Origin of the sequence: Lentzea sp. NPDC060358, from assembly GCF_042725365.1 — a bacterium.
Lineage (GTDB): Bacteria > Actinomycetota > Actinomycetes > Mycobacteriales > Pseudonocardiaceae > Lentzea.
This window is the reverse complement of record NZ_JBHXCW010000197.1, coordinates 1-14,742: the sequence shown is the minus strand read 5'-3', so window position 1 is coordinate 14,742 and position 14,742 is coordinate 1. Positions and strand designations below refer to the sequence as shown.

Below are 14,742 nucleotides of genomic sequence, written 5' to 3'. Positions count from 1 at the left end.
CCATCGGGGAACGGCACCAGGCCGTTCGAGCCGCGGGTCCCGGATCAGTCGCGGCAGATCGCCGTCATCTCCTCGCGCGGGACCACCTTCACGCGTTCACGGCCCTGCGCCTCGCCCAACGCCATCTCGTGCAGGTCGAGCCGTCGCCAGCCCTCGTTCGTCACGAACGGGACGCCGCGCTGGGACAGGAACTCGACGACCGCCGACGGCGAAGCCGTGCAGCGGGGGAGTGCGGCCGCGTCCTCCAGCAGGCTGGTGACGGTTTCCAGGGCGTCGCCCTTGGTGTGGCCGATCAGGCCGATCGGGCCGCGCTTCACCCAGCCCGTCGTGTAGACGCCGGGGATCGGGACCTCGTCCAGGTCCAGCACGCGGCCGGCCAGGTGCGGGATCGTGCCCGACACGTGGTCGAACGGGACGCCGGGCAGGTGCGTCGAGAGGTAGCCGACGGCGCGGTACACGGCTTGGACGTCCCAGTCGGTGAAGACGCCGGTGCCGCGGACGTTGCCGTCGCCGGTCAGCTCCTGGGTCTCGGTGCGCAGGCCGGTCACGGACGACGTGCCGAGCACCTCCACCGGGGCTTCGAGGAAGTGCAGGTGCAGGCGGCGGGGGCGGGTGCCGACGTCGCGGATCGCCCACTCCTGGAGGGTCTTCACGATCATCTCGACCTGCTTGCTGGTCCTGATCGCGTGCATCGAGGCCTCGTCGAACTCGATGCCCTCCGCGTGGACGATCACCTCGACGTTCGGCGAGTGGTCCAGTTCGCGCAGTTCCAGCGGGGTGAACTTGGCCTGGGCCGGGCCGCGGCGGCCGAAGACGTGGACGTCGGTCACCGGGGAGGCGGCGAGGCCCTCGTGGACGTTCGGCGGGATCTCGGTGACCAGCAGCTCGTCTGCCGTCTTGGCGAGGATGCGGGCCACGTCCAGGGCGACGTTGCCCACGCCGAGCACCGCGACCGAGGTGGCGGTCAGGGGCCAGGTGCGCGGGACGTCCGGGTGACCGTCGTACCAGGACACGAAGTCCGCCGCGCCGTAGCTGCCGGGCAGGTCGATGCCGGGGAGGTCCAGGGGGCGGTCGGACGAGGCGCCCGTCGAGAACACCACGGCGTCGTAGAGCTGGCGCAGGTCGTCGAGCTTCAGGTCGACGCCGTACTCGACGTTGCCGAAGAAGCGCACCGACGGCTTGTCGAGCACCTTCTGCAGGGCCGTGACGATGCCCTTGATGCGCGGGTGGTCGGGCGCGACGCCGTAGCGGACCAGGCCGTAGGGGGCCGGCAGCTTGTCGAACAGGTCGATCTGCACGTCCGCGTCGGACTTGGTCAGGATGTCGGCCGTGTAGACACCGGCCGGTCCGGCGCCGATGACCGCGACGCGCAAGGGGCGACTCATGACACCTATTTTAGGTTAGCCTTACCTGGCTGAAGACGAGAGCTAACTCACTCGACTCGACCGACTAGGCTTCGCACATGCGCGTGCTCGTGGTCGACAACTACGACAGCTTCGTCTACAACCTCGTCCAGTACCTGGCCCAGCTGGGTGCGGAGTGCGTGGTCAGGCGCAACGACGAGGTGGACCTCGACGAGATCGGCCAGGTCGACGGGGTGCTCGTCAGCCCAGGGCCCGGCACACCGGAGCGCGCCGGCGCGAGCATCGACGTCATCAAGCAGTGCGCCGAGACCGGCAAGCCCGTCTTCGGCGTGTGCCTCGGCCACCAGGCCATCGGTGTGGTCTGGGGTGCGACGGTCGACCGCGCGCCCGAGTTGCTGCACGGCAAGACGAGCATCGTCTTCCACGAGGGCCAGGGCGTGCTCGCGGGCGTGCCGCAGCCGTTCATCGCGACCCGCTACCACTCGCTGACGGTGCTGCCGGAGACGATCCCCGCCGAGTTCGAGATCACGGGCAGGACCGAGAGCGGCATCGTGATGGGCATGCGCCACCGGGAGCTCCCCGTCGAGGGCGTGCAGTTCCACCCCGAGTCGGTGCTGACCGACGGCGGCCACCGCATGCTCGCCAACTGGTTGCGGACCTGCGGGTTCGAGGTCCCTGAGGCCACGGTCGCGCAGCTCGAGAACGGCATGCGCACCCTCGCCGCCGCGGCGCGCCAGTAACGCGAAAGGGCGGCCTCCCCGCGGGGAAGCCGCCCTCGAGAAGCGGGTGGGCTAGGACGTGATGATCCCGAACTTCGCGACCGTGATCGTCACCGTCGAGCCCTTGCCGAACGCCTGACCCCGCGCGGGGTTCTGCGTGAGGATCTTGTCCTTCTGCTGCGGGTTGGTGACCTGCTGCTCCTCGACGTTCAGGTTGCCGTTCCAGCCCAGCGACTTGAGCTTGGTCTCGGCTTCCCTCTGCGTCAGGCCGGTCAGGTCGGGCATCTCCAGCTGGTTGCCCCTCGAGATCTTCAGCGTGACCGTGGTGTCCTTGGCCACCTTGGTGTTGCCGGTCGGCGTCTGCGAGAGGACCTCGTCCTTGTCCTTCGGGCTGTCGACGTCCTCGACGTTGACCTTGAAGCCCGAGCCGATCAACGTCTGGCGCGCGTCGTCCACGCTGGACCCGATGACGTTCGGCACGTTCACCTTGTCCGGTGCCCTGCCGAGCTGGATGGTGATCTGGCCGCCCTTCTTGAGCTTCAGGCCACTCGCCGGGTTCTGGCCCGCGACCTTGCCGGCCTTGCTCGCGTCGTCGACCTCGACCTGGTCGGCGGCCTGCGTCAGCTTGAAGCCGTTCGGGTCCTTGTCCAGGATCGCCTGGGCCTCCTGCGGCGTCTTGCCCACGAGGTCCGGCACGGTGCCCTCACCGGGAGGCGCGCCGACGGAGATCGTGACCGTCGACCCCTTGGTGACCTGGGTGCCCTCCGGCGGGTTCGTGCCGATCACCTTGTTGATCTGGTCGGCGTTGCACTTCGCCGCGGCGCCGTTCGGGCCGGGTTCGCAGGCGACGTCCTCCTGCGCGGCGATGAGCCCCGCCTTCCTGATGTTCTCCTTGGCCTCCAACGGACTGAGGCCCACGATCGACGGGATGCTCGCCTTCTCGGTGGCCTCGCTGCCGGAGTTCATCACGTTCGAGGTGATCCACGCGGCGAGACCGAGCACCGCCACGCACAGGATCACCACCAGCGTGACCATGATGGCCTTCTTGCGCTTCGCGCGACGCTCTTCTTCCTCGTCGGCGAGCGGGTCGTAGTCGTCGTCCGGCTCCGACTTGAGCGCCGCCGGGCGGTGCCTGCCGCCACCGGACACGACCTGCGTGCGAGGGGCCCGCGCCTGCTCGTTCATCACGGCGGTGCGGTCCTCGGCGGTCATGACGGCCGGAGCGGACGGGCGCTGGCCCGACAGCACGCGGACCAGGTCGGCGCGCATCTCCGCGGCCGACTGGTAGCGGTTCGCCGGGCCCTTCGACATCGCCTTCAGCACGATCGCGTCGAGCTGCGGCGACACCTTCGGGTTGAGCTGCGACGGGGCCTTCGGGTCCTCCCGCACGTGCTGGTACGCGACCGCGACGGGCGAGTCACCGGTGAACGGCGGCTCCCCGGTCAGCAGCTCGAACAGCACGCAGCCCGCGGCGTAGACGTCGGAACGGCCGTCGACGGACTCGCCGCGCGCCTGCTCCGGCGACAGGTACTGGGCCGTGCCGATCACCGCCGCCGTCTGCGTGACGGCGGCCTGGCCGTCGTGCAGGGCACGGGCGATGCCGAAGTCCATCACCTTCACGGCACCGGACTTCGTGATCATCACGTTGGCCGGCTTCACGTCGCGGTGGATGATGCCGTGCCGGTGGCTGAAGTCGAGGGCGGCCGACACGTCGGCCATGACCTCCATCGCGCGCTTGCCCGACAACGGGCCCTGCGTCTTCACTATGTCGCGCAGCGTTCGTCCGTCGACGAACTCCATCACGATGTAGGGCAGCGGGCCGTACTCGGTCTGTGTCTCACCGGTGTCGTAGACGGCGACGATCGCCGGGTGGTTCAGTGCGGCCGAGTTCTGCGCCTCGCGCCGGAAGCGCTCCTGGAACTGGGTGTCGCGGGCGAGGTCAGCGCGCAGCACCTTGATCGCCACGTCTCGGCCGAGGCGGACGTCCCGCCCCTTGTGGACCTCGGACATGCCGCCGTACCCGAGGGTCTCACCCAGTTCGTAGCGGTTTGAGAGCAGTCGTGGAGTGCTCATCGGTGCTTCGTCCCGCTCCTCGTCGACGGTGTTCCCAAGTCGGTTCTGATCTTGCTCATGGCGCGCACGTCACCTTCACCTCCGAGCCCGCCGGCACCTCGCCTGTCGGCGCGATGGCGGTGACTCGGCACTTCCTCAGGTCGCCCGGCGACGTGCCCTGGGCGCTCTGCACCTTGGGCTCCAAGCCGTGGTCGATCAGGTCGTTCCTGACCTCGTCGCCGGAACGGCCGATGTAGTCGTCCTCGTCGAGCAGCTTCGACGCGCTGCCGGGCAGCCGGTCGGCGGAGTCGGGCCGTTGCTGCCCGTTCGCCGGCGGGTTCGCGTTCGCCGAGCTGGACGTCGGCCGGCCACCTTGCCCGTTGCCGTCGTTCGACTGCATGGTCAACTTCCACAGGACGACCACGCCGAGCACCAGCAGCACGGTCACCAGGAAACCGACCATAACCCAGATGACGGTCCGGTTTCTCCCCGGTGGGGTCGGCATGGGGGTGAACGTGGCGGCCTGGTGCGGCTGCGGCATTCCCGGCGGGGTTCCGAGACGAACCGGTCCCGTCGGGTGGTGCGGCGACTGCGCCGGGATCGGCAGCGGCTGCGACACCTGGGGAGGTGGCGGAGCCTGTTGCGGAACCTGCTGCTGCACCACCTGGGGCATCGAGAACCCCGACGGCGTCGGCAGCGGCTGGCCCACCCGCACGGCGCTGACGGCGGCCGCGAACTCGCCACCGGTCCGGTAGCGCTGCCGCGGGTCCTTCACCAGCGTCGCCTCGATCAACGCCCGCGCGCCCGGCGGCACGTCCGGCGGCAACGGCGGCGCGATGTCGCGGATGTGCATCATCGCGACGGTCACCGCGTTGTCCGACAGGAACGGCCGGTGCCCCGCCAGGCACTCGTAGCCGCACACGGCCAACGAGTAGACGTCGCTCGCCGGTTCGGCCTCGCCCCCGAGAGCCTGCTCCGGAGCGATGTAGTGCGCGGTGCCCATCACCATGCCGGACCGCGTCACGGGGGCCGCGTCCACGGCCTTCGCGATGCCGAAGTCGGTGATCTTCACCTTCCCCGACGGCGTGACCATGATGTTGCCCGGCTTCACGTCCCGGTGCACGAGCCCGCGTTCGTGGGCCGCCTGCAACGCGTTGCCGGTCTGCTCCAGCAGGTCGAGCGTCACCTCGGCGGTGAGCCTGCCCCGCGAGATGATCGTCGCGAGCGGCTCGCCCTCGACGAGCTCCATCACGAGGTAGGCCGTGTCCTCCGGTCCGTCCGCGATCGACGCGGTCTCGCCGTAGTCGTGCACCGACGCGATGCCGGGGTGGTTGAGCGACGCGGTCATCCGCGCCTCGGTGCGGAAGCGGTGCAGGAACTCGGGGTCGCCCGAGAGTTCGGCCTTGAGCACCTTCACCGCGACCCGGCGGTCGAGCCGGTCGTCGGCCGCCTCCCAGACCTCGCCCATGCCACCGACCGCGATCCGCCGGGAGAGGCGGTAGCGGTCGGCGAGGAGCTGGCCCGTGGTCAGCATCAGCGACCTGCCAGGTACGCGTTCATCACGGCGCGCCCGATGGGCGCTGCGACCTTGCCACCGGTGGCACCCAGACCGCGGTCGCCACCGTCCTCGACGATGACCGCGATCGCGATCTCCGGCTTCTGCGCCGGGGCGAACGCGATGTACCAGGCGTGCGGCTTGTTCTCGAGCGGCTTCGCACCGTGCTCGGCGGTACCGGTCTTCGAGGCCACCTGCACGTTCTGCAGGCGCCCCTCGCCACCGGTGTTGATCTCCGACTGGATCATCATGTCGCGCAGCGCGCTCGCGTTCGCCGAGCTCATCGCGGTGTCGACCTCGTCGGGCTTGGTGTCGCCGATCGACTTCAGGTCCGGGCCGAGCACCTTCGACACGAGGTACGGCTGCATGCGCTTGCCGCCGTTGGCGATCGTCGCCGAGATCACCGCGTTCTCGAGCGGGGTGATCTGCACGTCGCGCTGGCCGATGCCGGTCTGCCAGAGCGCCGCCTCATCCGGGATCGCGCCCAGGGTCGAGGTCTCGACGGCCAGCGGCACGGTGAGGTCCGGGTCGTTGAAGCCGAACTTCTCCGCCTGCCGGCGCAGCTTGTTCGCACCGACCTGGCCCGCCATCTCGCCGAACGCCGTGTTGCACGACTTGGCGAGCGCGGTCTCCATCGACACCGTCTCACCGGGGCCGCACGGGGTGCCGTTGAAGTTCGGCAGGTCCGTCTGCGTGTTCGGCAGCTTCACGGTGCCCTTGGCCGTGTACTGCGAGTCCTTGTTCTTGCCGTCGGCGAGCGCGGCCGCGGCCACCACGACCTTCAGCGTCGACCCGGCCGGGTACAGCGCCTGCGTCGCCCGGTTGACCAGCGGGTCGTTCGACTCCTTGGCGGTGAGCTGCTTCCACGCGGACGCCTGCGCGTTCGGGTCGTGGCTCGCCAGGGCGTTCGGGTCGTAGGACGGCGTGCTCGCCATCGCGAGGATCTCGCCGGTCTCCGGCTTGATCGCGACGACCGAGCCGGTGAAGCCCTTCGCGGTCAGCTGGTCGTACGCGGTCTGCTGCACCTTCGAGTCGAGGGTCAGCTGGACGTTGCCGCCCACCGGGTCGCGACCGGTGATTAGCGCGGAGATCCGGCGGGCCAGCAGCCGGTCGTCCGAGCCGTTCAGCAGGTCGTTCTCGGCGCGCTCCATGCCGGAGGTGCCGTAGGTGACCGACAGGTAGCCGGTGACGGGCGCGTAGACCGGGCCGTTGTTGTAGGTGCGCAGGAACCGCAGGCGGTCCGTCGTCTCCTTGACGTCCGCGATCACCGTGCCGTCGGCGACGGTGATCAGACCGCGCTTGCGGGCGTACTCGTCGAGCAGCACGCGGCGGTTGTACGCGTTCTTGCGCCACTCGTCGGCGTTGATCACCTGGACCCAGGTGGCGTTGCCCAGGAGCAGCAGGATCATGACCATCATGGCCATGCCGACGCGGCGGAGCGGTGTGTTCATTTGGGACGCTCCACCATCACAGTGTGCTGGTCGGCGATGGCCGGTTGCTGCGGCTTCGGCTTCGGGGCCCGCTGCGGGGACCTCGCCGCGGCGGAGATCCGCAGCAGCAGCGCGACCAGGATGTAGTTCGCGAGCAGCGACGAACCGCCGTAGGACAGGAACGGCGCGGTGATACCGGTCATCGGGATCAGCTTGGTGACACCGCCGACGACGATGAACACCTGGAAGCAGACCGCGAACGCCAGGCCGCCGCCGAGCAGCTTGCCGAAGCTGTCGCGCACGGAGATGGCGCTGCGCAGGCCGCGCAACGCGAAGACCATGTAGACCAGCAGCAGCGCCGCGAAGCCGACGAACCCGAGCTCCTCGCCGATCACGGCGGTGATGAAGTCGGTGTTCGCCTCGGGGATCATCTCGGGACGGCCGGCACCGAGGCCCGCGCCGCCGATCCCGCCGGTCGCGAGACCGAAGAGCGACTGCGAGATCTGGTAGCCGCCACCGATCACCTCGTAGCGCGCGATCGGGTCCTGCCAGTTCGCCACGCGCTGCTGGACGTGCGTGAAGAGCTTCCACGCGACGACCGCGCCACCGGCGAACAGGCCGAGGCCGAGCACGACCCACGCCGCGCGTTCGGTGGCGACGTAGAGCAGCACGAGCACGATGCCGAAGAACAGCAGCGAGGAACCCAGGTCCTTCTGCAGCACCATGACCGCGACCGTGACGCCCCACGCCGCGAACAGCGGGCCGAGGTCGCGGGCGCGCGGCAGGTCCATGCCGAGGAACCGGCGGCCCGCCACGGTGAACAGGTCCCGCTTCGACACCAGGAACGCGGCGAAGAAGACCATCAGCAGGATCTTGGCGAACTCACCCGGCTGGATCGACAACGGGCCGATGCGCAGCCAGATCTTCGCGCCGTTGATCGTCGGCGCGATGAAGCCGGGCAGCACACCGGGCAGCAGCAGCGCGACCAGCCCGATCAGGCCGAACGTGTAGCCGAACCGCGCCAGCATCCGGTGGTCGGTGAGGAACTTCAGCGTCGCCGCGAACAGCAACAACCCGATGGCGGTCCAGATGACCTGCTTGAACGCCACCGGGTCCCACGTCGAGCCGTCCGGGAAGACGGTGCCCTCCATGGCGAGGTCGATCCGGTGGATGACCACCAGGCCGAGCCCGTTGAGCAGCGCGACGCACGGCAGGATCGCCGGGTCGGCGTAGGGGGCCCACCGGCGCACGGCGAGGTGGGCGCACGCGAACAGCGCGAGGTACGCGAGACCGAGGTAGAGGATCCTCAGGCTCAGCGAGCGCTCCTGGTTGAGTTCGACCAGGATCAGGGCCAGCGTCACGAGTCCGGCCGCGAACGACAGCATCACCAGTTCGGTGCCGCGCCTCGTCGGCGCCCGCAGCCCTGGCGACGTGCCGGTCGCCGCCGACGCGCCTGGTGAACCTTCCCCGGTGGGGACGGGCGAGCCCATCAACTACGGACCCTCCCGGCATTCCACACCCGGCTTCTGCTGCGGGGGCGTGAGCGAAGGCTCGGTGGACCCCGTCTCCGGGTTCGGCGAACCGTTGGGCGGCGGGGCGCTCGTGGAGCTCGACGAGGTGGAGCTGGACGGCGCGCTGGTCGTCGTCGGGGGCGCCGTCGTCGTGGTGGTCGACGTCGACGACGTGTCCCGGCACAGCGGCAGCATGTGCTCCGTGCGCAGCAACCGGACCGCGGCGCGCGCCCCGTCGAGGCCGTTGTCGCTGCGGATGCCGGCGGTGATGGTCTTGCGACCGGCCTCCTGCAGGTCCTTCAGCGTGATCGGAGTGCAGCCCGTCGATCCGGGCGGGCACGAGTCCTCGATCTTGGACGACAGCTTGAAGCCGAGCACGCTGCCGTTGAGCCCGCGGAAGATCGCGACCTGGCCGTCCTCGGTGGCGCCCACGTAGTACTGCGTGTTGAGCCACAGCTTGCCGCCGACCGCCACGACCGCGGCGAGGAGCAGCAGCACGAAGACGATCGCGATCGCCTTGATCGTGTTGCGCTTCTTGCGCTTCGGGTCCTGCGGCGGCGGGGGAGGAGCCTCCATGCGCTGCGGCACGGGCGGGCGCTGCTGCGTGAGCGTCGCCGCGCGCGAGGCAGCGGAGTCCGGAGGGGTGTTGTGCTCCTCGCTGCCGTCACCGGCCGCGCCGCCGACGATCGGGTAGTCGTCGCCGAAGTCGACGTCCTGGACGTCCGCCACGATCACCGTGACGTTGTCGGGACCGCCGCCCTTCAGCGCGAGCTCGATCATCCGGTCCGCGCACGCCTGCGGGTCGGGGATGCGGATCGCCTCGTCGAGCGTCTCCAGGCTCACGACGCCGGACAGGCCGTCCGAGCAGAGCAGGAACCTGTCACCGGAGCGCGCTTCGCGCACGGTGAGGCTCGGCTCGAAGTCGTGGCCCGTCAGCGCGCGCAGCAGCAGCGAGCGCTGCGGGTGCGTGGCGGCCTCGTCCGGCGTGATCCGGCCCTCGTCGATCAACGACTGGACGAACGTGTCGTCGTGCGTGATCTGCGCGAAGGTGCCCTCCCTCAGGAGGTAGGCACGCGAGTCGCCGATGTGCACGAGCCCGAGGCGGTTGCCCGCGAACAGGATGGCCGTGAGCGTGGTGCCCATGCCTTCCAGGTCCGGGTCGCTCGTGACGAGCTCGGAGATGGCGCCGTTGCCGGCCGCGACCGCGTCGCGGAGCTTGCCGAGGAGGTCGTCGCCCGGCTCGTCGTCGTCGACGTGGGCCAGCGAGGCGATGACCACCTTGCTCGCGACTTCACCGGCGGCGTGGCCACCCATGCCGTCGGCGACTGCGAGCAGGCGGGGGCCCGCGTACACGGAGTCCTGGTTGTTGGAACGAACCAGGCCCCTGTCGCTGCGGGCCGCGTATCGGAGAACCAAGGTCATGAGCGCAGCTCGATCACCGTTTTGCCAATGCGGATCGGGGTGCCGAGAGGTACGCGCAGGGGTGCGGTGACCTTGGCTCGGTCTAGGTAGGTGCCGTTCGTGGAGCCGAGGTCCTCCACGTACCAGTCGGTACCGCGCATGGACAGCCTCGCGTGCCTGGTCGACGCGAAGTCGTCGTCCAGGACGAGAGTGGAGTCGTCAGCGCGGCCGATCAGGATCGGCCTGCCGTCGAGCGAGATGCGGGTGCCGGTCAGCGCCCCGTGGGTGACCACGAGTTGCCGAGGCGCCTTGCTTCCCCTCGCCGACTTCTCGGACCTCCGGAATCCGGGCAGACCTGACGCCCGGAGCCCTGAGGCTGCGTAGAGATCAGAGCGGACCACACGTAGGGCGGCCAGCACAAAGAGCCAGAGGAGCACGAGAAAGCCCGCTCTGGTCAGCTGCATCACCAGCTCTGGCACCGGTTGTAACCGCTCCTGCCTTGAGTTGCTTACCGACGCCCGTGTCGACCTCTAGCCCGCGGTGCGGAAGACCAGTGACGAGTGGCCGATGCGGACGACGTCGCCTTCCGCGAGCTGCCAAGTCTGCACTGGCGTGCCGTTCACCGTGGTGCCGTTGGTCGAACCGAGATCCGCGAGCATCGCATTCTGCCCGTCCCACGAGATTTCCAGGTGCCGCCTGGAGACCCCGGTGTCCGGGAGGCGGAAGTCGGCTTCCTGCCCACGTCCTACGACGTTTCCACCCTGCTTGAGGTTGTACGTGCGGTTGGAACCGTCGTCGAGGTGCAGCGTCGCGTTGAGCTGGCGGTTGGCGCCCTGGGTGGCCGGCGGAGCGTATCCGCCCTGGTTGTAGCCCTGGTCGTAGCCGCCGCCCTGCTGGCCGTAGCCCTGCTGCTGGCCGTAACCCTGGTCGTACCCGCCCTGCTGGCCGTAGCCCTGGTCGTAGCCGCCGCCCTGCTGGCCGCCGCCGTAACCCTGGTCGTAGCCCTGCTGGCCGTAGCCCTGCTGCTGGCCGTAACCCTGGTCGTACCCGCCGCCGCCCTGCTGGCCGCCGCCGTACCCCTGGTCGTAGCCCTGCTGCTGCTGGCCGCCGCCGTACCCCTGGTCATAGCCCTGCTGGCCGCCGCCGTAGCCGCCGCCCTGCTGGCCGTAGCCCTGGTCGTAGCCGCCTTGCTGGCCGTAGCCCTGGTCATAGCCCTGCTGCTGGCCGTAGCCCTGCTGCTGGCCATAACCCTGCTGGTCGTAGCCCTGCTGGCCGTAGCCGCCCTGACCATAAGGGTCCTGGCCGGGCTGGCCCTGTCCTTGTCCGTAGCCGGGTGGCTGGCTCATGGATCGGTCTCCTGCGGTGCGAGGTGGTGCTGACCGTCGGCTGGCCGCTTTCACGTCGGGGTCGACGGACGAGCTGGTTCGGAACTGTCCGGTGTGCAGCGCCTCGGAGCGCTCCAGGGAGACTACGACGTCACCATAGGTATCCCATCCGGACTCGGCCAGGTGCTCCCGCAGGCCCTCTGCGAGTAGCTGGGTGATGCGTAGTTCATCCTGCTCGTCGCCCGCAAGACGCTCGTGGTCCTGGGCGCCGAGCAACACTTTGTAGTGGTTGGGGGCTAGCAGTCTGCCACCCGCGAGCTCGCGGATGTTGCTGTCACCCTCCCGTTGCAGCGCCTGTGCCACCTCTTGGGGCACGACGTTGCCGCCGAACACCCGCGCGAAGGTGTTGCCGACCATGCCCTCGAGCTTGCGCTCGAAGCGTTGCAGGCCCATGTCGACTCCTTCCGCTCGGACGGGCTCCTGCACCGATCGTATCCGGGTACGACCACGCCTACAGGGGGCGATTAGGAACCTGGTTTGGGTGCGTGCTAGTGTTCCTCTCGTCGCCAGGGCAAGTGGCGGAATGGCAGACGCGCACGGTTCAGGTCCGTGTGTCCGAAAGGACGTGGGGGTTCAACTCCCCCCTTGCCCACTCAATGACAGAAAGAACCCCTCTCGCGGAATCGCGAGAGGGGTTCTTTCGTTGATGGGCTGTATCGGATTCCTTGATCCAACAGGTGATGTCTGTCACTCGTTCGGGGGCGCGCATGTGGGCGATGGCGGCGGCGGACTTCGGCGCGGAGCTGGAGCTCGTCGAGCTCCCCGAACCCGAACCGGGTCCCGGCGAGCTGAAGGTGCGACTGCTGGCGGCGAGCGTCAACCCGTTCGACCGCAAAGTGGTGGACGGAATGTTCCGGGGGTCGGGCGAACACCGGTTCCCGTTGGTTCCCGGAACTGATGGTGCGGGTGAGGTGATCGGTTCCGGAGAGAGGATTTTCGGAACGTTCTTCCACCGCCCCGTCGGCATCGGCACATACGCCGAGTACGTCACAGTTCCGGCGTCGAACGCGTTGGCGCCGATCCCGCAAGGCCTCGATCCCGCGATCGCCGCCGCGTTGCCCACCGCCGGCATGACGGCGGTGCAGTTGGTCGAGGCGCTGGGCGCCGCGGAGTCCGTCCTGATCGTCGGTGCCTCCGGCGGTGTGGGGTCGTTCGCCGTGCAGGTCGCCCGCGCGGCCGGCAAGCGCGTGATCCCCGTCGGCCGCGGCGACTCCCTCGTGGAGGCCGACGCGCTCATCGATCTCGTGAGCACCGACCGCTCGTCGTTCGAGGCGAACGCGCGCTACGCGCCGTTGGCGTTCAACACGAACTACGTGTCCAGCGACGCCGCCCAGAACTTCGGCATGAAGGGGTCGAGGGCCGCGCTCGAGCACCTCGCGGCGTTGGTGCTGGCCGGTGACCTGGAAGTGCCCATTTCGCGCCGTCTGCCGTTGCGCGGGGCCGTGGACGTTTTCGCAGGTCGTGGGCCCGGCAAGACCGTGATCATCATGTAGGTGGTCGTTCTGGCGCGGTGAACGGTCGGCGAACGGCGCCGCCCAGCGGTGCCCGCCGAATTCCACTCACGCGTGATGTACCCACTTTGAGCAGGTCTTTTCGTGCGTCCATCCGGCGCAACGTCACCCAGACGGCAGCATTGCAGGACCGAACTCCCCGCGCCGCTCTTCGACCGGTCACCGACCGGTCGGCGCCGTCGATCGCAGGGGGTCCTGTGACCTGGGGGCGGGCCGTGCGCTTCCTGCTAACTCTTATCCGGAGCACGAGTCGAAACGCGGCGGATCGCCCGCCGCGGGTGACGAGGAGGCACTGGCGTGAGCAGCACCCCAGCAAGGATCGCGGCCCTCGACAGCTCGAACGGTCTGTCGACGACCCCGGTCCCGGTTCCGGAACTGCCCGCGTCCGTCGAGGAGTTGGCAGCCGCCGCGGCGATCCGCCTCGGCTGGCACGGCGTCGTCCTCCCCGAGATGGTCCTCATGGGCCGCAAGGTCGTCGTCGTGGCCGAGCTGATGGCCGACGCCCACGCCGAGCGCGTGTGCGTGGGTGCCGCTCCCGAGGCCGACAAGACCACCGTCTCCACGTGGGTGTGGCCGGAGATGGAAGGCCGCGTCCCGCCGGCCGCCGTCCGCATCGTCGGCGTCCTGGCCGTCGCCCGCCACTGGCGCACCGCGCTCGCGTCCGCCGTCCCCTTCGCCCGCTACGGCAACGCCGCGGTCGTCCTGCCCGAGTCGGTCGCCTTCTCGCACGACTACCTCGCGAACGGCCTGCCCCGCGTCCGCCGCTACGGCGTCTCGGTGCTGCTCGCCGACAGCGAGCTCGACCTCTCGGTCGACGTGACCGGCCGCCAGGAGACCGTGCCCTCCGAGGACACCGCCATCACCCGCTGGGTCAACGAGCTCGTCTACGAGCAGGTGCTCGCCGCCGCTTCCTGATCTACGGTCGGACCTATGCGAGTAGTCATAGCCGGCGGACACGGGCAGATCGCGCTGCTTCTGGAGCAGCAGCTGGCCGCTCGTGGAGACGCCGCCACCGCACTGGTCCGCAATCCCGATCATTTTGGTGATGTGCAGTCAGCCGGAGCCGTTCCGGTGTTGTGCGACCTGGAGTCCGAGGACCTGGACTCGGTCGCCGCGTATTTGAACGGCGCAGACGCGGCAGTGTTCGCCGCCGGTGCGGGCGCCGGATCCGGCGCCGCCCGCAAGGACACCGTGGACTACGGGGCCGCCGCCCTGTTCGCCTCCGCCGCCGTGGAGGCGGGGGTGCGGCGGTTCGTCCAGATCTCGTCCGTCGGGATCGAGTCCGCCGAGTCGCCGGACGTGGATCCCGAGTTCGCCGTGTACCTCAAGGCCAAGAAGATGGCCGAGGAAGACCTTCGGGGGCGGGACCTCGACTGGACCGTTCTGCGGCCCGGGCGGCTGGTGAACGACCCCGCCACCGGGTTGGTCACGCTGGCTGAGCCCCGATTGCCCCGGGGGTCGGTCACCCGTGCCGATGTTGCCGCTGTGGTGGCTGAGCTGCTTTCGGCTCGGAACACGGTGGGGAAGACGTTGGAGTTGGTCAACGGGTCTACCGCTGTTGGGGATGCTGTTCGGGCTGTTCTTTGAGCGGGCCCTGGCTCGTTTCCCTGGTGCGTTCCTTGGTGCGTTCCCCTGGTGCGTGGCGTTCCCCTCTTGCGGGCGTGCTGTCGCCTTGCTTGCTTCCACCTGGGGGCGCTGCCCCCAGACCCCCGGCAATCTCTTGGGTTCTAGTGGTCGTTGCAATGCCTGAGTTGCCGGGGTGTTGCGGTGTTCGAGATCCGGGAGGATCGCTCGCGCAGGGGCGGGCGGCTGGT

The 14,742-nt window shown here is 69.3% G+C and carries 12 protein-coding genes and 1 tRNA gene; 5 read left to right on the top strand and 8 right to left on the bottom strand.

Translation table 11 applies throughout. The features are described from left to right. Positions 1–44 precede the first annotated feature (44 nt). The gene (locus tag ACFWGZ_RS31220) at positions 45–1,385 is read right to left on the bottom strand and encodes an FAD-dependent oxidoreductase (RefSeq protein WP_382455172.1); all 1,341 of its coding nucleotides are present in this window, start codon (positions 1,383–1,385) and stop codon (positions 45–47) included. A gap of 77 nt (positions 1,386–1,462) precedes the next feature. Between ACFWGZ_RS31220 and ACFWGZ_RS31215 the strand changes: the two genes are divergently transcribed. Further along, complete coding sequence (locus tag ACFWGZ_RS31215; protein ID WP_382455171.1) at positions 1,463–2,104, top strand: aminodeoxychorismate/anthranilate synthase component II; 642 nt, start codon at positions 1,463–1,465, stop codon at positions 2,102–2,104. A gap of 51 nt (positions 2,105–2,155) precedes the next feature. Here the strand turns inward: ACFWGZ_RS31215 and pknB are convergent, their stop codons facing one another. From pknB to ACFWGZ_RS31180, 7 genes are read right to left on the bottom strand one after another with little or no spacing between them, the layout of a single operon-like run. Next, entirely contained in the window at positions 2,156–4,156 is a 2,001-nt protein-coding gene (pknB, locus tag ACFWGZ_RS31210) for a Stk1 family PASTA domain-containing Ser/Thr kinase (protein WP_382455170.1), read from the bottom strand. A gap of 55 nt (positions 4,157–4,211) precedes the next feature. Next, positions 4,212–5,669 carry a serine/threonine-protein kinase gene (locus ACFWGZ_RS31205; RefSeq protein ID WP_382455169.1) on the bottom strand — a complete coding sequence of 486 codons (1,458 nt, stop codon included), beginning with the start codon at positions 5,667–5,669 and terminating at the stop codon, positions 4,212–4,214. Continuing rightward, on the bottom strand, positions 5,669–7,141 hold the full coding sequence (locus tag ACFWGZ_RS31200; protein ID WP_382455168.1) for a peptidoglycan D,D-transpeptidase FtsI family protein: 1,473 nt from the start codon (positions 7,139–7,141) through the stop codon (positions 5,669–5,671). Before ACFWGZ_RS31200 ends, ACFWGZ_RS31205 begins: the two co-directional genes overlap by 1 nt. After that, positions 7,138–8,610, bottom strand: a complete 1,473-nt coding sequence (locus ACFWGZ_RS31195) for an FtsW/RodA/SpoVE family cell cycle protein (RefSeq protein ID WP_382455167.1) — start codon at positions 8,608–8,610, stop codon at positions 7,138–7,140. The genes ACFWGZ_RS31200 and ACFWGZ_RS31195 overlap by 4 nt, the downstream gene beginning before the upstream one ends. Before the next feature lie 3 nt (positions 8,611–8,613). Further along, positions 8,614–10,053, bottom strand: coding sequence for a PP2C family protein-serine/threonine phosphatase (locus ACFWGZ_RS31190; RefSeq protein ID WP_382455166.1), 1,440 nt, complete (start codon positions 10,051–10,053; stop codon positions 8,614–8,616). Next, positions 10,050–10,511 (bottom strand): FHA domain-containing protein, encoded by a 462-nt coding sequence (locus ACFWGZ_RS31185; RefSeq protein ID WP_030465595.1) that lies wholly within the window; start codon positions 10,509–10,511, stop codon positions 10,050–10,052. The genes ACFWGZ_RS31190 and ACFWGZ_RS31185 overlap by 4 nt, the downstream gene beginning before the upstream one ends. A gap of 51 nt (positions 10,512–10,562) precedes the next feature. Further along, complete coding sequence (locus tag ACFWGZ_RS31180) at positions 10,563–11,810, bottom strand: DUF3662 and FHA domain-containing protein (RefSeq protein ID WP_382455165.1); 1,248 nt, start codon at positions 11,808–11,810, stop codon at positions 10,563–10,565. Between the two features lie 116 nt (positions 11,811–11,926). Between ACFWGZ_RS31180 and ACFWGZ_RS31175 the strand changes: the two genes are divergently transcribed. The 4 genes from ACFWGZ_RS31175 (at position 11,927) to ACFWGZ_RS31160 (ending at position 14,515) form a co-directional block, all read left to right on the top strand. After that, positions 11,927–12,009 (top strand) — tRNA-Leu (locus ACFWGZ_RS31175). An 88-nt stretch (positions 12,010–12,097) separates the two neighbouring features. After that, positions 12,098–12,910 (top strand): NADP-dependent oxidoreductase, encoded by an 813-nt coding sequence (locus ACFWGZ_RS31170; protein WP_382455164.1) that lies wholly within the window; start codon positions 12,098–12,100, stop codon positions 12,908–12,910. A 315-nt stretch (positions 12,911–13,225) separates the two neighbouring features. After that, entirely contained in the window at positions 13,226–13,843 is a 618-nt protein-coding gene (locus ACFWGZ_RS31165; protein ID WP_382455163.1) for a hypothetical protein, read from the top strand. Positions 13,844–13,858: 15 nt separating this feature from the next. Continuing rightward, positions 13,859–14,515, top strand: a complete 657-nt coding sequence (locus tag ACFWGZ_RS31160; protein ID WP_382455162.1) for an NAD(P)H-binding protein — start codon at positions 13,859–13,861, stop codon at positions 14,513–14,515. Positions 14,516–14,742 lie beyond the last annotated feature (227 nt).